The 22,293-nt window shown below is 32.3% G+C and carries 20 protein-coding genes; 12 read left to right on the top strand and 8 right to left on the bottom strand.

Going from position 1 to position 22,293, the window contains the following annotated elements; genetic code table 11:
- Window positions 1–160: 160 nt before the first annotated feature.
- Window positions 161–850 carry a tRNA pseudouridine(55) synthase TruB gene (gene truB, locus Q0870_RS14480; protein ID WP_298556520.1) on the bottom strand — a complete coding sequence of 230 codons (690 nt, stop codon included), beginning with the start codon at window positions 848–850 and terminating at the stop codon, window positions 161–163.
- Window positions 851–872: 22 nt separating this feature from the next.
- Window positions 873–1,667 carry an undecaprenyl-diphosphate phosphatase gene (locus Q0870_RS14475; protein ID WP_298556518.1) on the bottom strand — a complete coding sequence of 265 codons (795 nt, stop codon included), beginning with the start codon at window positions 1,665–1,667 and terminating at the stop codon, window positions 873–875.
- 79 nt (window positions 1,668–1,746) lie between these two features.
- Between Q0870_RS14475 and Q0870_RS14470 the strand changes: the two genes are divergently transcribed.
- Window positions 1,747–2,871, top strand: a complete 1,125-nt coding sequence (locus Q0870_RS14470; RefSeq protein ID WP_298556516.1) for a glycerate kinase — start codon at window positions 1,747–1,749, stop codon at window positions 2,869–2,871.
- A 41-nt stretch (window positions 2,872–2,912) separates the two neighbouring features.
- On the opposite strand, the gene Q0870_RS14465 is transcribed toward Q0870_RS14470, so the two are convergent.
- From Q0870_RS14465 to Q0870_RS14455, 3 genes are all read right to left on the bottom strand, one after another.
- Window positions 2,913–3,167 carry a DUF3098 domain-containing protein gene (locus tag Q0870_RS14465; protein WP_298556515.1) on the bottom strand — a complete coding sequence of 85 codons (255 nt, stop codon included), beginning with the start codon at window positions 3,165–3,167 and terminating at the stop codon, window positions 2,913–2,915.
- Window positions 3,168–3,256: 89 nt separating this feature from the next.
- Window positions 3,257–4,135: a permease-like cell division protein FtsX gene (locus Q0870_RS14460; RefSeq protein ID WP_298556514.1), complete on the bottom strand. Its 879-nt coding sequence runs from the start codon at window positions 4,133–4,135 to the stop codon at window positions 3,257–3,259.
- An 84-nt stretch (window positions 4,136–4,219) separates the two neighbouring features.
- On the bottom strand, window positions 4,220–5,134 hold the full coding sequence (locus tag Q0870_RS14455; RefSeq protein ID WP_298556513.1) for a DMT family transporter: 915 nt from the start codon (window positions 5,132–5,134) through the stop codon (window positions 4,220–4,222).
- A 146-nt stretch (window positions 5,135–5,280) separates the two neighbouring features.
- Between Q0870_RS14455 and Q0870_RS14450 the strand changes: the two genes are divergently transcribed.
- The 5 genes from Q0870_RS14450 to Q0870_RS14430 all read left to right on the top strand — a co-directional run bounded on the left by Q0870_RS14450 (window position 5,281) and on the right by Q0870_RS14430 (window position 12,877).
- Window positions 5,281–8,325, top strand: a complete 3,045-nt coding sequence (locus Q0870_RS14450) for a class I tRNA ligase family protein (RefSeq protein WP_298556511.1) — start codon at window positions 5,281–5,283, stop codon at window positions 8,323–8,325.
- Window positions 8,326–8,652: 327 nt separating this feature from the next.
- Window positions 8,653–8,913, top strand: coding sequence for a SemiSWEET transporter (locus Q0870_RS14445; protein ID WP_298556509.1), 261 nt, complete (start codon window positions 8,653–8,655; stop codon window positions 8,911–8,913).
- Window positions 8,914–9,080: 167 nt separating this feature from the next.
- Window positions 9,081–10,175: an alanine dehydrogenase gene (gene ald / locus Q0870_RS14440; protein WP_298556508.1), complete on the top strand. Its 1,095-nt coding sequence runs from the start codon at window positions 9,081–9,083 to the stop codon at window positions 10,173–10,175.
- Window positions 10,176–10,331: 156 nt separating this feature from the next.
- Entirely contained in the window at window positions 10,332–11,027 is a 696-nt protein-coding gene (locus tag Q0870_RS14435; protein WP_298556507.1) for a zinc metallopeptidase, read from the top strand.
- A gap of 77 nt (window positions 11,028–11,104) precedes the next feature.
- Window positions 11,105–12,877: a DNA mismatch repair protein MutS gene (locus Q0870_RS14430; RefSeq protein ID WP_298556505.1), complete on the top strand. Its 1,773-nt coding sequence runs from the start codon at window positions 11,105–11,107 to the stop codon at window positions 12,875–12,877.
- Between the two features lie 5 nt (window positions 12,878–12,882).
- Here Q0870_RS14430 and Q0870_RS14425 read toward each other — a convergent pair whose 3' ends face one another.
- Window positions 12,883–13,788: a thioredoxin domain-containing protein gene (locus Q0870_RS14425; RefSeq protein WP_298556503.1), complete on the bottom strand. Its 906-nt coding sequence runs from the start codon at window positions 13,786–13,788 to the stop codon at window positions 12,883–12,885.
- A 197-nt stretch (window positions 13,789–13,985) separates the two neighbouring features.
- On the opposite strand from Q0870_RS14425, the gene Q0870_RS14420 reads away from it, so the two are divergent.
- The 5 genes from Q0870_RS14420 (at window position 13,986) to Q0870_RS14400 (ending at window position 18,235) form a co-directional block, all read left to right on the top strand.
- Window positions 13,986–14,957, top strand: a complete 972-nt coding sequence (locus tag Q0870_RS14420) for a sensor histidine kinase (protein WP_298556501.1) — start codon at window positions 13,986–13,988, stop codon at window positions 14,955–14,957.
- Complete coding sequence (locus Q0870_RS14415; protein WP_298556500.1) at window positions 14,954–15,643, top strand: LytTR family DNA-binding domain-containing protein; 690 nt, start codon at window positions 14,954–14,956, stop codon at window positions 15,641–15,643. The genes Q0870_RS14420 and Q0870_RS14415 overlap by 4 nt, the downstream gene beginning before the upstream one ends.
- 30 nt (window positions 15,644–15,673) lie before the next feature.
- A complete protein-coding gene (locus Q0870_RS14410; RefSeq protein WP_298556499.1) occupies window positions 15,674–16,816 on the top strand; it encodes a methionine aminotransferase in 1,143 nt (380 codons plus the stop codon).
- A 58-nt stretch (window positions 16,817–16,874) separates the two neighbouring features.
- A complete protein-coding gene (locus tag Q0870_RS14405; RefSeq protein WP_298556498.1) occupies window positions 16,875–17,345 on the top strand; it encodes a hypothetical protein in 471 nt (156 codons plus the stop codon).
- A gap of 110 nt (window positions 17,346–17,455) precedes the next feature.
- On the top strand, window positions 17,456–18,235 hold the full coding sequence (locus Q0870_RS14400; protein WP_298556496.1) for an amidohydrolase: 780 nt from the start codon (window positions 17,456–17,458) through the stop codon (window positions 18,233–18,235).
- On the opposite strand, the gene Q0870_RS14395 is transcribed toward Q0870_RS14400, so the two are convergent.
- Both Q0870_RS14395 and Q0870_RS14390 read right to left on the bottom strand, forming a co-directional pair.
- Window positions 18,228–19,832, bottom strand: coding sequence for an Ig-like domain-containing protein (locus tag Q0870_RS14395; protein WP_298556495.1), 1,605 nt, complete (start codon window positions 19,830–19,832; stop codon window positions 18,228–18,230). The two genes, Q0870_RS14400 and Q0870_RS14395, sit on opposite strands and share 8 nt — an antisense overlap.
- Window positions 19,833–19,895: 63 nt before the next feature.
- The gene (locus Q0870_RS14390) at window positions 19,896–20,573 is read right to left on the bottom strand and encodes a phosphoribosyltransferase family protein (protein ID WP_298556494.1); all 678 of its coding nucleotides are present in this window, start codon (window positions 20,571–20,573) and stop codon (window positions 19,896–19,898) included.
- Window positions 20,574–20,654: 81 nt separating this feature from the next.
- Here Q0870_RS14390 and Q0870_RS14385 point away from each other — a divergent pair, with 81 nt between their 5' ends.
- Window positions 20,655–22,196: a glycine--tRNA ligase gene (locus tag Q0870_RS14385; protein ID WP_298556492.1), complete on the top strand. Its 1,542-nt coding sequence runs from the start codon at window positions 20,655–20,657 to the stop codon at window positions 22,194–22,196.
- The last annotated feature ends 97 nt before the right edge of the window (window positions 22,197–22,293 follow it).

Genomic DNA, 22,293 nt, shown 5'->3' with positions numbered 1-22,293 from the left:
GGGGAATCGTATCAATATATACGACAAAATACGTTAAAAAGTTTTAAATAACCTAAATTCTAAGAATAATGGTGTTATCTTAAAGCACTGAAAGAGAAATGTTTTCTTGTGAATTTTAACCAGAAAAGAATATTTTTTTAAAAAATATTTAACCTTAGTCCTATTGTAAATTTTTAATAAAGTTGTCAATTGAAGAAGCGTCTTTAACATCAAAATTTCCAATTTTTGTGCGCCTTAAAGCAGATAAATGTGCGCCTGAGTTTAAAGCTTTTCCAAAATCGTTTGCTAAAGAACGAATGTATGTCCCTTTACTACAAACAACTCTAAAATCAATATTAAGTCCATCAATTTTAGTGATTTCAAATTCTGAAATAGAAATAGTTCTAGATGGAATATCAACCTTTTCGCCAGCTCTAGCAAATTCGTATAAACGTTTTCCATCTTTTTTTAATGCTGAAAATACAGGAGGAAATTGTTGAATTTCACCAATAAATTGCGTTGTCGCTTTATGGATTGAATCTTCAGTAATATGTTCAATAGGAAAGGTTTCATTGATTTCGGTTTCTAAATCATAAGAAGGTGTTGTACTTCCTAAAACTAAAGTACCTGTGTATTCTTTTATTTGACACTGAAAGGTGTCAATCTGCTTAGTCATTTTTCCAGTACAAATCACCAATAAACCAGTTGCTAAAGGGTCTAAAGTACCAGCATGACCAACTTTTATTTTCTTTATATTGAAAGCTTGGCGGATTTCCCAGCGTAATTTGTTAACCACTTGGAATGAGGTCCAATTAAGAGGTTTATCTATAAGAAGCACTTGTCCAGATTGATAATATTCAGCTGTTTTCATTATTAAATAAGAGATGATATTACTAGTTTAACAATGAAAAAGTAATGGCAATTAAACCAACTATAACACAGTAGATAGCAAAATAAGTCAGTTTACTTTTTTTAACTAAAGCAATCATCCAAGTACAAGCAAATAATCCAGCAACAAAGGCTGCAACAAAACCGATGGATAAGGCAGTGAAGTTTCCAGAATCATAAGTTAAGTCGCCACTTAAAACATCTTTGGCAATTTTTCCAAAAATTAGCGGCACAACCATTAAGAATGAGAAACGAGCTGCTTTAGTTTTATCATTTCCTAATAAAACTGATGTTGAAATGGTAGCGCCAGAACGCGAAATCCCAGGTAGCATAGCTATAGCTTGCGAAATTCCAATAACAAATGCATTTTTAAAAGATACTTTTTTATTGGTGTCCTTAGCTTTATCCGCCATAAATAAAAGTACTGCTGTAACAATTAGCATACAACCAACTAATAGAATATTACCTCCAAAAAGCGCTTCTAATTGTTCTTCAAAAAATAAACCAACTACCACAGCAGGAATCATAGAGAGTGCAATTTTAGAAATGAATTGTAAATCGTCATTCCATTTAAATTTTAGCGCCCCTTTAATAAGGTCTAAAATATCTTTTCTAAAAACCACAATGGTGCTTAAAGCTGTTGCAAAATGGAGTACTACAGTAAATAATAAACTCTCTTCTGGAACTGAATTATCTCCAAGAATAGCTTTTCCTAATTCTAAATGTCCACTAGAGGACACAGGAAGAAACTCTGTAAGTCCCTGTATAATGCCTAAAATAATTGCGTCAATAATTTCCATGGGGCAAAAATATTAAAATACTACAATAAATAACTTTTTATTGTTTAAACTTTAATAACAGGAGTTGTATTTTAGATGAATGAAGATTGTTATTGCACCAGACAAGTTTAAAAATTCATTAACAGGATTAGAGTTTTGCAATGCTGTAGAAGAAGGCATTCGTGCAACAATGCCTGATACAGAAATCATAAAATTACCTTTAGCTGATGGTGGGGATGGTACTATTGAGGTTGTGAATTACTATTTAAAAGGAGAGATTGTTCATGTTGAAGCTAATAATCCGTTTTTTCAACCCATTAAAGCTTCTTATTTATATGATGAAGCCTCAAAAACTGCATTCATAGAAATGGCAGAGGCTTCTGGAGTTAAACTTTTAAAACCTGAGCATTTTGATTGTAAAAATGCCACATCTCTTGGCACTGGAGAACTTATTATTGATGCCATAAATAGAGGTGCTTTAAAAATTATATTGGGAATTGGTGGTAGTGCTACAAACGATTGTGGTATTGGTATGGCAACAGCTTTGGGTTATCAGTTTTTAGATAAAAACAATAACCAAGTACATCCAGTTGGAGCGAATTTAAAAGATATTAAAACTATTGATTTTTTGAAGGTTCATAAAAAGATAAAACAAGTGAATTTTAGTATTGCTTGTGATGTTACAAATCCTTTATACGGACTAAATGGTGCCGCTTATGTTTACGGTTTCCAAAAAGGAGCTACAGATAATGATATTAAGATATTGGATAAAGGGCTTCAATCATTTTCAAAATTAATAGAAAAGGTTTTTAAAATAAATCCACAAGAAGTAATAGGTGCTGGTGCTGCTGGCGGTATAGGTATTGCTTCAAAAGTGTTTTTAAATGGTACTTTAGAAAGTGGTATTCAATTGATTAAAGATATGAGTGATTTTGATACTAAAATTGAAAATGCTGATTGGATTATTACTGGTGAAGGAAAGTTAGATGAACAAACTAGTTCTGGAAAAACGATTCAAGGTGTATTGTCTTCAGCTAAAGAAAAAGATTTAAAAGTAGCTGTGTTTTGTGGAGCTATTAGTTTAAATGAAACTACAATTAAAAATTTAGGAATTAACTACGCTGATACTGTACTGAATTATTCAGATAATATTGATGATGCCATGAGTAATAGCTATGTTTATGTAAAGGAAATAGCTAAAAAATTTACAGAAAAAAATTTATGATTTTTAAAATCAGGTCGTTATTACAATACTTGTATTGAGTATTATTTCTTATCAGGATTCAATAAAATAGCATAAATCTGAATGCCAAAACCGATAAGAATAAGTGTTGGAGCTAAGCGAATGCGTCTCCAGTTATAAATTTCAGGATTAAAAACATTGGGGTCGTCACTACCACCACCTGCCATCAAAATAAAACCAATTGAAATAATGGCTAATCCAATAAACATGAATTTATAATTCTTTTTACCAAATACAAAAACTGGTTTTGAATTTTCTTTACGTTTTTTCTCTCCCATGATTTATTTACCGTAGAAATAATTTATTGCAAATTAAGTGAATTATTTAAAACTAAGGTGTTAATGGTTTTCTAAATTATAGTCAAAAACTAATAATACAATTCATCAGTTTTTAAATTCAAGAAACGTTGTGTTGCAAAATGTGTGCTTATCCAAGTGATAATAATCCCTAAAGCAAATACAAACACAAATAATAATCCCACTAAAATAGGACTGCCTAGTAACTCTAATTCACTGAATGTTTTGTTTAGATAATACAAAACAATTGCCATACCTATTAGTGCTAAAATGGCACCAATCATTCCCAATCTTACACTTTTCCAAACAAAAGGGCGTCTTATAAAACGTTTTGTGGCACCTACCATTTGCATGGTTTTTATCGTAAATCGTTTAGAATATACGGCAAGTCTTATGGAGCTATTAATTAATAAAACGGCTATTAAAGTGAAAATACCACTGATGATTAGCACCCAGAAACTGATTTTTTTAACGTTGTCGTTCATTAAGTTCACTAGGTCGTTATCATAAGTTACTTCTTCAACAAAGTTTTTGCTTGTCGCTTCCGCGGAAATTTTTTCAAGATGTTCAGAGGTAACATAATCAGCTTTTAAATGCACATCAATGGAGTTTTGAAGCGGGTTATAACCTACAAAGTCCATAAAGTCTTCACCATTTTCAGCTTTCATAAATTCTGCAGCTTGTTCTTTAGAAACATATTCGGTAGATTTTACGTAATCTGCCATCGCTAAACTCTTTTCTAGTTGTTTGGTTTCAACTTCTTTGGCGGAATCTTTTAAGTAAATAGTAACAACTACTTGCTCTTTAAAGTGGTCTGAAACTTTTTTAGCGTTTAATATGAGCATTCCTAAAAGTCCTAATAAAAACAATACTAAAGCAATACTTAGTACTACTGAAAAGTAGGAGGAAATAAGCTTTCGTTTTTGATGCTTTTCAAAGGATGAACTCATGTATAAGTTGGATTAAAACGTAAAAATAATAAAGTAAATGTAATCTGCATTTATATTAACTAAAACATATCAACATTGTTGTATTTAGACTAATTTCTTTGGTTGTTTACTTATAACGTATACACCAATAATAACCATTAAACAACTCAGAATTTTCACGAAACTAATGTCTCGAGCATATTCATCTTTCATTAAAATATAAGCATATAAACCCACCATGATAAAACTAATTACGGGTTGTAGATAGATGTAACTACTCGTTACAGAAGGTGTTACGTAGTTAAGTGCATATACATTAAATAAGTAAGCAAAAAATGTTGTAAATAAAACTACAAACCCAATGACTAAGTAGGTGCTGGTGGTAAAAGCTTCAAAATTTGTAGTGTTGAAATCGTTTAAAGTAAATGGTAAAACGAAAATCAACCCAAATAAAAACATCCAACTCACTATTGTTAAGGCATTATACTTTCGCATTAATGTTTTAGCAATAACTAAGTATAGTCCATAACAAGAAGCGTTTAAAAACACAAAAAGATTCCCGAGAAAAGAGCTAGTTCCAGCTGCTTTGTTTCCATACAAAATCAGAAAAATAGCGCCAACACCAGCAATTAAAATACCAATTAATTTATTCTTTGTAATGGGCTCTTTTAAAATCAAAAAGCTAAAAATCAAAACAATAACGGGTGTTGCCGTCATGATTATTGACGCATCTACGGGCGATGTTAAATTAATACCATGAAAGAAAAATAGCATATTAGCTGCAGCGCCAAGTAAACCACAAAGCACCAATCTTAAAAAGTCTTTACGTTCAACTTTTTCTTTAACAAAGAAAAATTTAATAGTCCAGAATAAAACTACGCAGCAAGCTAATCGAATAAATACAAACGCATTTGGATTTATTTTTTCAGGCATAATACCTTTGGCAATAATATAATTAGCACCATAAATTAAATTGGCTCCCAGAAGCGCAAAATGCGCTTTATAAATATTTGAATTCAATAGGTTGTTATTAAGGCATCAAAAGTAAATGTATATTATTAAAACAGCATGCTATTTTACTTATTAAACTATTAAAATAAAAGGTTTTTAAGTTTATTTATAAAACGTAAATTTGCGCCTTATAAAGCGGAAGAGAATACACCAAAATGAAATACAATTTCAACGACATAGAGGCCAAATGGCAAAAGTATTGGGCAGAAAACCAAACATTTAAAGCTGAAAATAATAGTAATAAACCTAAATACTACGTTTTAGATATGTTTCCCTATCCTAGTGGGGCAGGTTTACACGTAGGGCATCCGTTAGGGTATATTGCTTCAGATATTTATGCACGTTACAAACGCCATCAAGGGTTTAATGTATTGCATCCGCAAGGCTATGATTCTTTTGGTTTACCTGCGGAACAATACGCTATTCAAACAGGACAACATCCAGCGATTACTACTAAAGATAATATTGCAACCTATCGTCGTCAATTAGATCAAATTGGGTTTTCATTCGATTGGTCTCGAGAAGTGAGAACATCAGACCCGAATTATTACAAATGGACACAGTGGATTTTTATTCAACTGTTTAATTCTTGGTATAATAATGATTCTGATAAAGCGGAAGATATTTCTACTTTAGAAACTATTTTTTCTTCGGGCGGCAATGACAAAGTAAATGCTGTTTGTGATGAAAATATCCAACCATTTTCTGCTGAAGATTGGAAGTCTTTTTCATCTGAAAAACAGCAACAAATATTATTACAATACAGATTAACGTATTTAGCGGAAACTGAAGTAAACTGGTGTCCTGCACTAGGAACAGTTTTGGCAAACGATGAAATAATTAATGGTGTTTCAGAACGTGGCGGACATCCTGTAATTAGAAAGAAGATGACCCAATGGAGTATGCGAATTTCTGCTTATGCAGAACGTTTGCTTCAAGGTTTAGATAAAATTGATTGGACAGATAGTTTAAAGGAAAGTCAGCGTAACTGGATTGGAAAATCGGTTGGTGCGTCTGTGACATTTAACGTTTTGCCAATAACTAATAACCAACAACCAACAACTATTTCTGTTTTCACAACCAGACCCGATACCATTTTCGGTGTTAGTTTCATGACGTTAGCACCAGAACACGAATTAGTACAACAAATAACAACTCCAGAGCAAAAAGCTGCTGTTGATGCTTATATTTTAGCGACAGCAAAACGTAGTGAGCGCGATAGAATGGCCGATGTAAAAACCATTTCGGGAGCGTTTACAGGAGCGTATGCCGAACATCCGTTTACAAAAGAACCTATTCCTGTTTGGATTGGCGATTATGTTTTAGCAGGTTACGGAACAGGAGCAGTAATGTCTGTGCCTTGCGGTGATGAAAGAGATTATGCATTTGCTAATCATTTTAATATTCCAATTATAAATATTTTTGAAGGTGTAGATATTTCGGAATCTGCATTTTCAGATAAGGATAAAACCGTTATTGGTAATAGTGATTTCCTTAACGGACTCAATTATAAAAAAGCAACCAAACGTGCTATTTACGAGTTGGAGCAAATTGGTCAAGGTGAAGGGAAAACCAATTACCGTTTGCGCGATGCCGTTTTTAGTCGCCAACGTTATTGGGGCGAGCCATTTCCTGTGTATTACGTAAAAGGCATGCCGCAAATGATTGATGCTTCACATTTGCCAATTAAGTTACCAGAAGTAGAAAAATATTTACCAACCGAAACCGGCGAGCCACCATTAGGAAATGCAACCGTTTGGGCTTGGGATACCAATAAAAATGAAGTGGTTTCGAATGACTTGATTGATAACGAAACGATTCATCCATTAGAGTTGAATACCATGCCCGGTTGGGCAGGAAGTTCATGGTATTTTAACCGCTATATGGATGCTCACAATGAAAACGAATTTGCAAGTAAAGAAGCACTTGATTATTGGCAAGACGTTGATTTATACATAGGCGGAAGCGAGCATGCCACAGGACATTTATTGTACTCGCGTTTTTGGCAAAAATTCTTATTTGATAAAGGTGTTGTGCCAAAAGATGAATATGCTAAAAAGTTGATTAACCAAGGAATGATTTTGGGGACTAGTGCTTTTTGTTATGGTTTTGGTCCAGGTTTATCTTATGAGAAACCTACAGATGTGGTTGAGGCAGCAAAAGCAGGAATAAAAAATAAAAAATATGTCATTCCTAAAGAATCTTATGATAAAGGTTTAAAGGGAGAATTGGATAATATTACCCGAAAAATAATCGATGAAATAATTGCTGAATATAAATCCAAGGGTTTCAATGTTAAGTATGTTGGAGATGAATTTAGCGGAACATTCACGCCTTTTAGAGTTAGTTTAAATCATCTTAAAGGAACGTCAGATTTCCTAGATATTGAAAGTTTGAAACAAGATTCCTTATTCTCCTTTATTAAAGACGCAATTTTTATTACAGATGAAAATGGTAATTACACTACCTATAGAGACGTCGAAAAAATGTCGAAATCCAAATATAACGTTGTTAATCCAGATGATATTGTTGAAGATTACGGTGCAGACAGTTTACGTTTATACGAAATGTTTTTAGGTCCTTTAGAACAATACAAACCTTGGAATACTGCCGGTATTACAGGTGTACATAGTTTTCTTAAAAAACTTTGGAAATTATATGCAGATGATAACGGATTGAAAGTTACAGATGCAACGCCAACAAAAGATGCTTTAAAAACGTTACACAAAACCATTAAAAAAGTTCAAGAAGATATTGAGAACTTTTCGTTTAATACATCGGTGTCTACGTTTATGATTGCTGCAAATGAGTTAACGGCTCAAAAGTGTACAAGTAAAGAAATACTTGAACCGTTATTGGTTTTAATTTCACCTTATGCTCCTCATATTGCTGAACAACTTTTTGCGAGTATTCAATTTGGTAAAATTATAGATGTTGATGATTTACCTCAAAATTATGAAGGTATTTCAAAGGCATCTTTTCCAGAGTTTGATGCAAGTCATTTAGTGGAAAGTAGCAAAAATTACCCGATTTCATTTAATGGTAAAATGCGTTTTACTATGGAATTACCATTAGATATGAGTAAAGATGCTATTGAAAAAGCCGTTTTAGCAAACGAAAAAACACAGGAGCAATTAGCAGGACGTACACCTAAAAAGGTGATTGTTGTGCCTGGGAAGATTGTTAATATTGTTGGGTAACGTGTTTTGTCATTCCTGCGAAGGCAGGAATCCATTAGGAAAACATAAAATAGATTCCTGCCTTTGCAGGAATGACAGAGGATTGTTTTTTAGTCATGTCGTCCCGATAGCTATCGGGGTGGGGCACGATTGAGACATCTCATAATTTATACCGCATTTGATTATGAGATTTCTCTTATCGTCGAAATGACAAAAGTTGAATGATTTCGGTCTGTTCTGCGTTAGAGATAGAAGTGGAAAGCCCACAGCCCGACGCAGGAGGTGCGAGGACTTGTAACGGATAGCCCGACCCTTTTCGGGTAACGCCCAAATATTTAAAATTAGCAAATGGATTATATAGAACTCATTGGTTTTTTGGCAGCAATTTTAACAACCGCGGCATTTTTACCACAAGTTTATAAAACTTGGAAAACAAAAGATGTGTCGAGTTTGTCCTTGCCTATGCTATTGATATTTTTTGTGGGTATTATAGCTTGGTTGACTTATGGATTTCTGAAAAACAGCCCATCCATGATTTTTGCTAATAGTATTACGGTGGTATCATCGTTTTTATTGCTGTTTTTTAAAATTAAGTACGGCAAGAAATAAGCTAAATTGATAATTTAGAGGGGTGCTTTTTAGTCGAAATTTCCAAATCAATAAAATTTCTTTTTCATTTTTTTAAAATTCATAAAAATCTTTCAGTCTGAGTTTTATAGTCTGTTTTTTAGGGTTTTCGTTGTAATTTGTACAAAGAAAACCCTAAAAAACAGATTATGAAAATTGGTGTTCCGAAAGAAATTAAAAACAACGAAAATAGGGTAGGTATGACGCCTGCTGGAGTTTTTGAGCTTACTAAAAGAAATCATATCGTTTATATACAATCCAGTGCTGGTTTTGGTAGTGGCTTTTTTGATAAGGATTATCAGGAAGTAGGGGCTGTTATTTTAGATTCTATAGAAGAGGTTTATGGGTCTAGTGATATGATTGTAAAAGTGAAAGAACCTATAGAAGAGGAATACGAATTAATTAAGCCGAATCAGGTTGTTTTTACATATTTTCATTTTGCATCGAGTGAAACTTTAACCAGAGCCATGATTAAAAGTAATGCCATTTGTATTGCTTATGAAACGGTTGAGGATGAAAATGGTTCTTTACCATTGTTAATTCCTATGTCTGAAGTTGCTGGTAGAATGTCCATTCAGCAAGGTGCCAAATATTTAGAAAAACCTATTAAAGGACGCGGTGTATTGTTAGGCGGAGTTCCAGGAGTACCTCCAGGGAAGGTTTTAGTTTTAGGCGCAGGTATTGTTGGAGTTCAAGCGGCTAAAATGGCGGCTGGATTGGGCGCACATGTTACGGTAATGGATATAAGCATGAAGCAGTTACGTTATGTAAATGATGTAATGCCAAATCATGTGGTTACCGAATTTTCTAGCGAATACAATATACGAAAACGTATTAAAGAGGCGGATTTAATTATTGGTGGTGTGTTAATAAAAGGCGCTAAAGCACCTAAATTAATTACTAAAGATATGCTTAAAGACATGACGCCGGGAACCGTAATTGTAGATGTTGCGGTAGACCAAGGCGGTTGCTTTGAAACTACTAAAGCAACTACGCATGAAGACCCTACATATATTATAGATGATGTAGTACATTATTGTGTTGCAAATATGCCAGGAGCAGTACCTTATACTTCTACTGTGGCATTGACTAATGTTACTTTGCCTTATGTTATTAAATTGGCAAACGAAGGATGGGAAAAAGCATGCAATAGTAGTGCAACTTTCGCTAAAGGCTTAAATATTGTAAAAGGAGATGTTGTATACAAAGAAATTGCCGAGGCTTTTGATATAGCAATGGCCTAAAATTTCATTTTATTAGTTTCAATTTGAAACGTCTAATCCTTTTTTAAGGATTGGACGTTTCTTTATTCAATAAAATAGGTAACTGACAATTATTCAGTTTGAAAACTTGGCGTTATTTTTGCTATCTTTATTTAGAATTTAAAAATTAAAAAAACAATGTTTGGATATTATATATTAATTGGAGCGGTTGCTTTAGTAAGTTGGTTGGTTAGTAATACTTTAAAGCGAAAGTTTGCAAAATACTCTAAAGTACAGCTTAGAAATGGTATGAGTGGTGCTGAGATTGCTCAAAAAATGTTAGCAGACCACGGCATAAGTGATGTTGAGGTTATTTCTACACCAGGAAGTTTAACAGACCATTACAACCCAAAAAACAAAACGGTTAATTTAAGTGAGTCTGTTTACAACCAACGTAATGCAGCAGCAGCGGCGGTGGCAGCCCACGAATGTGGTCATGCTGTACAACATGCGCAAGCTTATAGTTGGTTGCAAATGCGTTCTACATTGGTGCCTGTGGTTAGTGTAACTTCTGGTATGTCTCAATGGTTAGTTATAGGTGGTTTGGTTTTAGGTGGTGCTGCTGGCTTAGGTTTAGGCTGGTGGGTAGCTGTTTTAGGAGTTGTGTTTATGGGAGCTGCTACGTTGTTTAGCTTTATTACGTTGCCTGTTGAATACGATGCTAGTAATAGAGCATTAGCATGGTTAAAGAATAAAAATATGGTAACGCCAGAAGAGTATAAAGGTTCTGAAGATGCTTTAAAATGGGCTGCTAGAACATATTTAGTTGCTGCTATTGGTGCTTTAGCAAATCTATTGTATTGGGCGCTTCAAATTTTTGGCGGAAGAGATTAATTATAGAATAAAAATAAAAGCAAAGCCTCGATATGTTTCGGGGCTTTTTTGTTTCTTTACGGTACATTAATTTAAAAATGGAAAACCCTTTAAAATATTATAAAACACATTTAAAAACCTACCAGAACGAGGTTAAAAACTTGTATAAACAAATGACGGGACTTAGTTCGTTACGTTTGTTAGTGTTTTTAGTTACTGGCTTTGGTATTTATTTCTTTTTTGGGCAATGGCAAATTGCTCTTTCTATTGGTATTCTAGGTGTTGTTTTATTTATTTATTTACTTTCAAAACATACTGATGTTAAGCGTCAAAGAGATTTTAATAAGGCTTTAGTTACTATTAATGAAGATGAAATTAAAATAGCATCAGGCGATTTTTATAATAGAAATGATGGCTTGGTATTTCTAGATTCAACACATTTTTATAGTTTGGATATTGATTTATTTGGTCGTGGTTCATTTTTTCAATTCATTAATAGAACCACTATAAATGAAGGTACTCATCAATTAGCAAATGCTTTAATGGCAAATCAAGTTGATGATATTGAATTTAGGCAAGAGGCTATTAAAGAGCTAAGTTATAAACCTAAATGGCGTCAATATTATTCGGCAACATCAAATTTGGTGGATGTTGAAACGCCTGCAAAACAGATTATTGGTTGGTTGAAAAATCATAAAACATTTTTACCAAAAGCCATGTCTTGGATGCCTACTGCATTCAGTTTAGCGTCAATAGTTCTATTTGTGCTTATCGTTTTTGGTGTTATAAACTATCAAGCTTTAATAGGTTATTGGTTGTTTTTAGGTTTGGCTTTAACGGGGCGTTATCTTAAAAAAATAAACGCATTAGCTTCAAATACTGATAAAATTCGTGATACCTTTCGCCAATATGCAACTTTGCTAGATTTGATTGAAAACGAATCGTTTACTTCGGAATTTTTAAAGCAAAAGCAGAAACAAATTAAGTTTGGTGATAAAAAAGCATCTGATATTTTCAAGACTTTTTCGAAGTCTTTAGATGCCTTAGATAATCGAAACAACATTATTGGGGCTATTTTTGGTAATGGTTATTTTCTAACAGATGTGCAGAATAGTTACCGAATAGAACAATGGATTAGCCAATATGCAGATAAAGTTTCTGATTGGTTTGAAGTTGTGTCCTTTTTTGATGCTTATAATTCACTTGGAAATTATGCATACAACCATCCCGAGTTCATGTTTCCAGAAATTGTAAAAGATGGTACGGTTATAAAAGCAGAAAATTTGGGACATCCATTGTTAAATAAGGAAAAACGTGTTGATAGTGATTTAACTATTGAAAACGAGCAGTTTTTTATTGTTACTGGTGCAAATATGGCTGGAAAAAGCACGTTTTTAAGAACCGTATCTCTTCATATTGTTATGGCAAATGTTGGTTTGCCTGTTTGTGCAAAATCTACGCAATATTCACCAGTAAAATTAATTACTAGTATGCGTACCACAGATTCGTTAACAGATGATAGTTCGTATTTCTTTTCAGAATTAACACGCTTGAAGTTTATTGTTGATGCCATTCAAAAAGAACCTTATTTTATTGTTTTAGATGAAATTTTAAAAGGAACCAATAGTACAGATAAAGCGATTGGTTCCAGAAAATTTGTTGAAAAATTAGTGGCATCTAACGCTACAGGTATTATTGCTACCCACGATTTAAGTTTATGTGAAATTGAGCAAGAATTAGATGATGTAAAAAACTACTATTTTGATGCTGAAATAATTAATGATGAACTCCATTTTGATTATAAATTGAAAACTGGTATTTGCCAAAATATGAACGCGTCATTTTTATTGAAAAAGATGGAGATTGTTTAGTATTATCAGTCTTCAGTCTTCAGTCTTCTAACTTCTAGAATCTTCTCAATCATCTTCAAAGCATTTTCGTTATCAGGTTTTAAACTTAGTACTTTATAATAGTTTTTCAATGCTTCATTGGTGTTTTCTGCTTCTAATTGTGCTTCTCCCAAGCTATCATAAACGTTGCTTTTGTATGGGTATATTTTCGAATTAAAATCAAAAACATACAGCGCTTTTTCTATTTGGTTTGAGCGTAATAATGAATAACCATATGTGTTTAACTCACGACTTCCTTTTGTGAATTCAGAAAACCTAGAAATTAAATTAGATTCGTCCATTTTAAGGCTATCTAAAGGTTTTGTTTCAAGTAAATGATTCATATAATTTGCAACTGAATAATTGGGTCTGTATTTATTGTTAGTAACTATATTCAGCATATCACGTTCTAAAGTTTCTTTCGGATGTTCAACAATTCTATTTACTTCTTTCCCGTTTTTGTATAAAATAAATGTTGGTACACGATGAATATTTAGACCTTTTTCTTCATGATTCGGACTTTGTTTGTAGGCTTCTTTAGTTCTATTAACCGCAATAACCTGTAATTGACTTTCAGGAAATTTTGCAGCTTCAATAACTTTGTAAAACCTTGGAACTTCTTTTTTGCTATCGCCACACCAGGTGCCTAAAAATACTTTGATTTCATAGTGTTTTAAAGAATCTTTAAGTTGTTTAGTAATGCCTTTATTAACCAAGTAGTTTTTATGATTTTTTGAAAACCAAGTATTAAAAGTATTAGAGGTTAAACCATTTTTGTTTATTACACCTAGCAAAACTTCGTTTCCTTTTTTATCAAATTCAATGTGATTTAAGCTTTGAGAAAAACTAAATTGTAAACTGAGTAAAATGATTAATAAGAGTGTTCGTTTCATGTGATGATTTTGATTGTTTTCATCAAAAATAGAATCCTAATTCTTAAAAATCTAAAAATGTGTATGCATAGCAATATGAATAATACTAATGCCTAGCTTGTATTTACAAACGGCATATTATTATACATTGGTAACTGCAAAACCGACTTTTGTACATAATGTTTGATGGTTTTGGCTTTTCTGGTTACTTTTAAAAAATGACTTTCATAAATAAATACACATCGCAAGTTTTGGTACATATCCTCTTTTGGATGCTATTTGTATTTGTATCCTTGTTTTTGTTTTCAGATTTTTATTGGAAAGAAAATCCATTTTTACAATATGTAGCACTTCTAGTGGCTATTGTTTATATGAATAATTTTTTTTTGCTGCCTTTTTTCGTCAAAAAGAAGCTGTATGTTTTGTATGTTTTTGTGTTTGCTGCCATTTCATTTTTTGCCACACAGTTGTACTGTTATGCGTTTGCTCAATGTGGATGTAGTATTCCTAAATGTTTAAGCGACTATTTATGGCAAACACTTGTACCGCTTATATTCTTTTCATTTATATGGGTTTTATACCGATTTATTGATGAGCAAGAAGAAGTGATTAAGGTGAAGAATGAACATGCTGAAATGGAGTTGAAATTTCTAAAATCGCAAATAAATCCGCATGTATTGTTTAATAATTTGAATACTATTTATTCGTATTCAATTGAAAAACCAAATGAAACACCAGAGCTAATATTGATGCTTTCTGATAATTTAAAGCATGTACTATATGAAAGTAATGAGAAGACTATTTCATTAGAAAAAGAAATTCATTTTATTGATAACTATATTAAATTTCAGACTATAAGAACAGAAGGCGTTAAACGCATAAGCTATAACAAATCGGTTGATTCTTTTAAGCGCCAAATAGCACCATTGCTTTTAATTACTATTATTGAAAATGCATTTAAGCATAGTGTTTTGAATAGTGAAATTAATTTGAATATTAATGTTGAGCAAGGTGTATTAAATTTTATATGTGAGAATGCTTTTGATACTGAGAAAGTAACAACTACCGATTTGAAAATTGGTTTGCAAAACCTTGAAAAGCGTTTAGACCTTATTTATAAAGATGATTATAAGTTTAATATTAACAAGACTGATACTTTTAAAGTGGTTTTAAAACTTGATTTAAAATGAAGTGTGTTATAATAGAAGACGAAATTCCTGCGCAAAAAATTTTAAAAAATTTTATTGCAAAAATCCCTAATTTAGAATTGATGGATACGTTTAAAGCTGCTATTGAAGCTAATTCATTTTTAAATTCAGAATCTATAGATGTGGTTTTTTTAGATATTAATTTACCAGATATATCTGGGCTAGATTTTATAAAAACAATTAAAAACCCGCCTGCAATTATTATGACTACGGCATATTCTGAATATGCTGTTAATAGTTTTGAGTTAGACACTATTGTTGATTATTTGGTAAAACCATTTTCGTTTGATAGATTTTTAAAGGCGATTAATAAAGCAAAAGAAAGAGTAGGAGCTATTGAAACTTTTTCTGAAAACAATGAAGAAACTATTTTTTTAAACGTAGATAAAACACTTCATAAAATTGTTCTAAATAAAATTTTATACATCGAATCCGAACGAAATTATATTACAGTCGTAACTGAAAACCAACGACTATCTTATATAGACTCTTTAAAAAATTGGAATATAAAACTTCCAAAGAATCAGTTTATTCAAGTACATAAGTCTTTCATTATTAATAGTTCCTTTGTCAATAAAATTTCTGGAAATACTATTTACATAAAAGAGAATAAAATTCCAATTGGTAGAACTTTCAAACAAGAGTTGCTGAGTAAATTAGGAGTGTAAAATTTGTTTGGTATTAGTATCTTTACTTTCATGCAGCATGATTCTAAACTTCCTGAAGTAGGAACTACGATTTTTTCAATAATGAGTAATTTGGCAAAAAAGCACAATGCCATAAACTTGTCTCAAGGATTTCCAGATTTTGGCAGTGACCAAAAGTTAATCGATTTGGTTAGTAAGGCTATGAATTCGTGCTATAATCAATATGCCCCAATAACTGGGAATCTTGAGTTGCGCGAAGCCATTGCTAAAAAAATTAATTCATTATATAATGTATCATATCAGATAGAAAATGAAATTACTATTACCGCTGGTGCAACACAAGCTATTTCAACCATCTTATCGGCTTTTATAAGGCAGGATGATGAGGTGATTATTTTCAAACCTGCTTATGATAGTTACGAACCTGGAATAAAATTAAATGGAGGTAAAGTGATTCCAATTCAGCTTTTAGCTCCAAGTTTTAGTGTAGATTGGGATGATGTAAATTCTAAGATTAATAGTAAAACTAAAATGATTATTATAAATACGCCGCATAACCCTTCTGGAACTGTGTTTTCAAAAGAAGATATGTTGGCTTTAGAACGCATCACTAAAAACACAAATATTATTGTTTTAAGCGATGAGGTTTATGAGCATATGGTTTACGATGGAGAAAAACACCAAAGTGCCAGTTTGTTTCCAGATTTAAAATCTAGAAGTTTTGTTGTAGCATCATTTTGTAAAACCTTCCATAATACAGGTTGGCGCGTTGGCTATTGTTGTGCCCCAAAAGAGCTTATGGAATTGTTTATGCAAGTGCATCAATTTAGTGTGTTTTGTGTGCATCATCCTACTCAAAAAGGGATTGCAGATTATATGCAAGAGCCAAAGAATTATTTGGAATTACCTGCGTTTTATCAAAAGAAACGTGATTTGTTTTTAAGTTTAATTAAAGATTCTAGATTCACGTTTACGCCTTCTAAAGGCACCTATTTTCAAGTGCTAGATTATTCTAAAATTACTCAGGAGCACGATGTTGATTTTGCAAAAAAGCTCACTAGAGAATTTGGTTTAGCCTCTATTCCGTTATCTGTTTTCAATGAAAACAATCTAGATAACAAGTTGTTGCGCTTTTGTTTTGCCAAAAAGGATGACACCTTAAAAAGAGCTGCTGAAATTTTAAACCATATTTAAGTTACTTTTTGAAAAGTTTTGTGTCTAAATATTGGATATAAAATTTAAAAAAAGAATTATGAGATTTTTGATACTAGTATTGTTTTTAGGATTTGGTTTTTTAGTTAACGCCCAAAACATAAGTTTTAATGGGGTGAGTTATGAAATAAAAAAAGATAGAATATTTAAGGATAGTGTTGATATAACAGATAATTTATCAGTTGAAGATAAACAAGGAATTCGAACATCTTTCAATAAAAAAGCAACTCAAATTAAAGCAGCCGAAGATGCTCAAAAGCGTATAGAAAAGGCTAAAAAAGACCAGTTAAAAGCAGAAAAGAGACAAAAAAAGGCTGAAAAAGCATTAAAGAAACGTCAGAAAGCGCAATCTAAATTTGATAAATCCACAAAAAAGCACAAAAAGGCCATTAAGAAATATGAGAAGCTTAAGGGGCAAGGTAAATTGTCTCCTGAAGATGAAGAAAAATGGTTAGAAAAAATTGAGCGATATAAACAAACTTCTGCTAAAGCAAAGAAAAAATTAGCGTAACTTATTTTAGTAGACTATATGGTTTGAATATAAAAGTAGAATTATTATTTTTCTGTTTTGTAATAAAATCAAAAAGTGTTATTTTAAGGTCTAGCATAAAATAGTTTTAAATGCAAGAAGAACTTAAAATAGCGTTAATCCAGTCTGATTTAGTTTGGGAAAACCCAACCCTAAATCGTGTAAATTTCACCAAGAAAATCGATACTATTTCTAAGGGAGTTGATATTATAGTACTTCCTGAGATGTTTAACACAGGTTTTACCATGAATGCATCCTCAGTGGCAGAAACTATGGGTGGAGCAACTGTCTCTTGGATGATAGAATCTGCTAAAAAAACCGATACCGCAATAGTTGGGAGCATTGTTATTTCAGAAAATAATAATTTTTATAACAGACTACTTTTTGTTGCCCCATCTGGGCAAGTAATTGTTTATGATAAGCGGCATGCATTTACCTTAGTAGGAGAAGATAAAATCTATACTCCTGGTAAAGAAAAAGTAATTATAAATTATAAAGGATGGAAAATTTGCCCGCTTATTTGTTATGATTTACGCTTCCCTGTTTGGGCAAGAAATACCGAGGATTATGATGTTTTACTTTATATTGCTAATTGGCCAAAACCAAGGGTTTCTGCTTGGGATGCCTTATTAAAAGCTCGTGCTATTGAAAATATGTGTTACTGTATTGGCGTAAATAGAGTAGGGATTGATGGTGTTAAAAGTGAATACTCGGGTCATTCAGCAGTCTACAATGTTTTAGGGGACATTATAACTAATTTCAAGCCCAATGAAGAAGATGTGGAAATTGTAACTTTAGAGAAACGACATATTCAAGTCTATAGAAAAAAGCTCAAGTTTTTAGATGATAGAGATACTTTTAATATTACCTAAAAGAGAGTGTTTCTTCAATCCCCCAATCTGCCCTAATTTCAATTTCTTGGAAGTGACTTACTTTTTCAGGTTGAATCTTTTTTAAATAGTTTCCCGTATCAAACTTTTTATTTCCATTGGAATCATGAATAATCCTTATAGAATAGATACTCGGGGTAAGGTTAAAAAAATCAATGGTTTTTGATTTCTTGGCATAACGTTCATATTTTAACGCTCCATTTCTATCTGTTAATTGAACAATAAGTGGATAAGTTGCATTTAATAAGGTTAATCTTGCATACCCAAAAGTTGAAGTTTTTTGAGTTCTCAAAGTATATGATAAGGTGTCTTTGTTTTTATCACCAAAAAAATCTTCAAAAGCTTCTGGAAGGACTTCTATGCTGTATTTGTTGTTCTCAGTTTTATCAAATTGAAATACATACATATTTCTTATAGTATCAAAATCTGTTATGAATTCTACGGCTGTTGAATCTTTATCCATCATGGTAACTTTGGATGTATCAAAATTTAATAGCGGAGTAGTACCAGAAATTTTAAAATCTTCTTCATAACCAATATTACCAGAAGGCGATGCTCCAATAACTAAAGTGTCTCTTTTTTGTTCACTTATTCTAGCAGTAAACTCTTTTTCAAAATCATTTCTAGTAACCTTAAAAAGTAAAGAGTCTACTTCTAATCTTGGTTTATACCAATAATTTAAGGTGTCTGTTTTAGGGTCTTTAGTAATGCGGTATTCAAATTCAGGAGGTGTCTCAGATATAATATTTATATCCATGCCTTCGTTATCGCCTTCATAACCAAAGGCTATTTTTTCGCCAGAAATTAATCTAGGTCTAGTAGCGTTGTAATCTAACTCTTCCTTAAAAAGCCTTAAGGTGTATGAGGAGTCGTTGGGTACTTCAATAAAACTTTTATGATACGCTATTTGATCTGTTTTTTGTTGAAATTTATTATCTCCATTACCATCTTTTAATGCCATCAACAGATACTTTCCAGGTCTCAGATTTTCAATAGAGAACGTTGTTAAACTATCCAGCGTATTCGTTATGTATTTAGGATTTTCTTTATAAATAATTGAATCTGTAAAAGTAGAATCAACCTCGTAAAGTGCCACATTTACAAAAGTTTCTGGCTCTTTTTTTAAGGCATCTACAATGTTCCCTTTTACTGAAAGCGAATCAATATAATTTCCGGTAGAAAACACGTATCTGTAGTATGGATATGGGTTTCCTTCGTTATTGTCAGTTATACTATTTCCAAAATTAAATGCATAAGTGGTATTTGGTTGCAACGTGTCGTAAATTTTAATGGTAATATATTTACTAGCTCCGCTAATTGGCTTGACATCTGGTTGCGTTTTCATTGGAGGCGAAATGATAAGCTGTTTGCTTATGTCTTTTATTTTAATATACTCATCAAAGTAGACTCTAATTTCATTGCCATTAAAGTTAGTGGAATAATTTTCTGGATCCGATTTTATAATACTTGGCGGGATTTCATCCTTTGGGCCACCACCTGGTGTTCCACGATTAGCACAGCTTATAAAAACTAAACCAATAATAAAGGCAAAAATAAAATTTGAAAGGGTTTTGTTCATCAACAATTTTAAATTTCTACAAACCTACATAAATTCAGTTAAAAAATATAACGGTTATTACACTTATGCTATTGCCATAGTGGCAATACTTATTTTTATTTTATTCGCTTGGTTTAAAACCGAAATACAAGCTTCAAGTGTTGCGCCAGTAGTAATAATGTCGTCAACAATTAAAATATGCTTATTTTCAATTTTGATTTGATTTTCAAGGGTGAATAATTCTTCATTATTATTCCAACGCGCTAAACGTTTTTTATTCACTTGCGATTTTGTGTTGGTTACTTTTAAAAGCACATCATCTAAATAATCAGTTTTTAAAGCAATAGCTATTTGTTGACCAAATTTTGTTACTTGATTAAAGCCTCTTTTTTTAAGCTTATTTTTATGAAGTGGCACAGGAATTACAACATCAATACTTTTATAAGCATCAAGTTTTTTTAACTCACCTCCCAACCAATTTCCTAAAAGAAAACCAATGTGTTCATGGTCTTTATATTTAAGATTATGAATAAGCCGTTGCACATTGCCTTTTTTTTCAAACCTAAAAAGTGCGGTTCCATGTTCAATTTTGGCACGTCCATAAAGCACTTTTTTTAAACTATCGTTATTGTCAAAATGAAAATTTGTAACAGGTAAGTCATGTCTACAGTCCAAGCAAATAGTATCAGTGCTGTCATTTAATAAGTTATTACAAGCATAACATACCTTCGGAAAGAACAAATTAACGATAGATTTAAGCATTGTGTAGAAATGTTGTCTTGTAAACTTAATTATTTTTCACAAAAAGACGTTTGTTTTAAGCGGTTTTTTATTTTTGCACCTATGGCAAATCAAGATGATAAATTTAAGAAGGTAATTTCGCATGCAAAAGAATACGGATATGTGTTTCAAAGCAGTGAAATTTATGACGGTTTAAGTGCAGTATATGACTATGCGCAAAACGGAGCAGAATTAAAGAAAAATATACGCGACTACTGGTGGAAAGCCATGGTGCAAATGAATGAAAATATAGTTGGTATTGATGCTGCAATATTTATGCATCCAACAACTTGGAAAGCTTCAGGGCATGTTGATGCCTTTAATGATCCTTTAATAGATAATAAAGATTCTAAAAAGCGCTATAGAGCAGATGTTTTAGTAGAAGATTATTGTGCTAAAATTGAAGCTAAAATTGATAAGGAAGTTAAAAAAGCTGCAAAACGCTTTGGAGATGCGTTTAATAAAGAAGAATTTGTGGCTACTAACGGGCGTGTAGTTGGTTACCAAGAGAAAATAAATGCAACGCTTTCGCGGATGGCAAAATCTTTAGAAAATGAAGATTTAGCTGATGTAAAAGCCCTTATTGAAGAATTAGAAATTGCAGACCCATTAACAGGAAGTAAAAACTGGACCGATGTTAAGCAGTTTAATTTAATGTTTGGTACTAAGCTTGGTGCTTCGGCTGAAAGTGCTATGGATTTATACTTACGACCAGAAACGGCGCAAGGTATTTTTGTTAACTTTTTGAACGTACAGAAAACAAGCAGACAAAAAATTCCTTTTGGAATTGCGCAAACTGGTAAAGCGTTTAGAAATGAAATTGTTGCAAGACAATTTATTTTTAGAATGCGTGAGTTTGAACAAATGGAAATGCAATTTTTTATAAAACCAGGGACTCAAAAAGAATGGTACGAGCACTGGAAAGAACATAGAATGAAATGGCACTTATCTTTAGGGATGGGAGCTGATAATTACCGTTTTCATGACCATGAAAAACTAGCACATTATGCTGATGCTGCTGCCGATATTGAATTTAAATTCCCATTTGGTTTTAAAGAATTAGAAGGCATTCATTCGCGTACCGATTTTGATTTAAAGGCGCACGAAGAACATTCTGGAAAGAAATTACAATATTTTGACCATGAAGATAATGCAAGTTATACACCGTATGTTTTAGAAACATCAATAGGTTTAGACCGTATGTTTTTAGCTGTTTTCTCGAATTCTTTACAAGAAGAAGATTTAGGAGATGGAAAATCACGTACTGTTTTAAAATTACCAAGTGTTTTAGCACCTACAAAAGCAGCTATTTTGCCTTTGGTTAAAAAAGATGGTTTGCCAGAAATTGCAAAACAAATTGTTGAGGATTTAAAATGGGACTTTAATGTAATATACGATGAAAAGGATGCGGTTGGAAGACGTTATAGAAGACAAGACGCTAACGGAACTCCTTTTTGTATTACTGTAGATCATGATACTAAAGAAAATAACACGGTTACCATTCGTCATAGAGATTCTATGGATCAGGAACGTGTAAAAATTGAAGACTTACGTAAAATTATTAAACAAGAAGTTGATGTGCGTTCTTGGTTGATGAAGATGTAACAAAAGAATTTTGTCATGCTGAACTCTTGTGATGAGCACAGTCGAATTATGTTTCAGTAGCTCATAATAAAACACAAAAACCCAAGCAACGCTTGGG

The organism is uncultured Algibacter sp. (assembly GCF_947487575.1).
Taxonomy (GTDB): Bacteria; Bacteroidota; Bacteroidia; order Flavobacteriales; family Flavobacteriaceae; genus Algibacter_B.
Note: the sequence above shows the minus strand (reverse complement) of the source record. Positions and strands in the feature narration are given on the sequence as shown.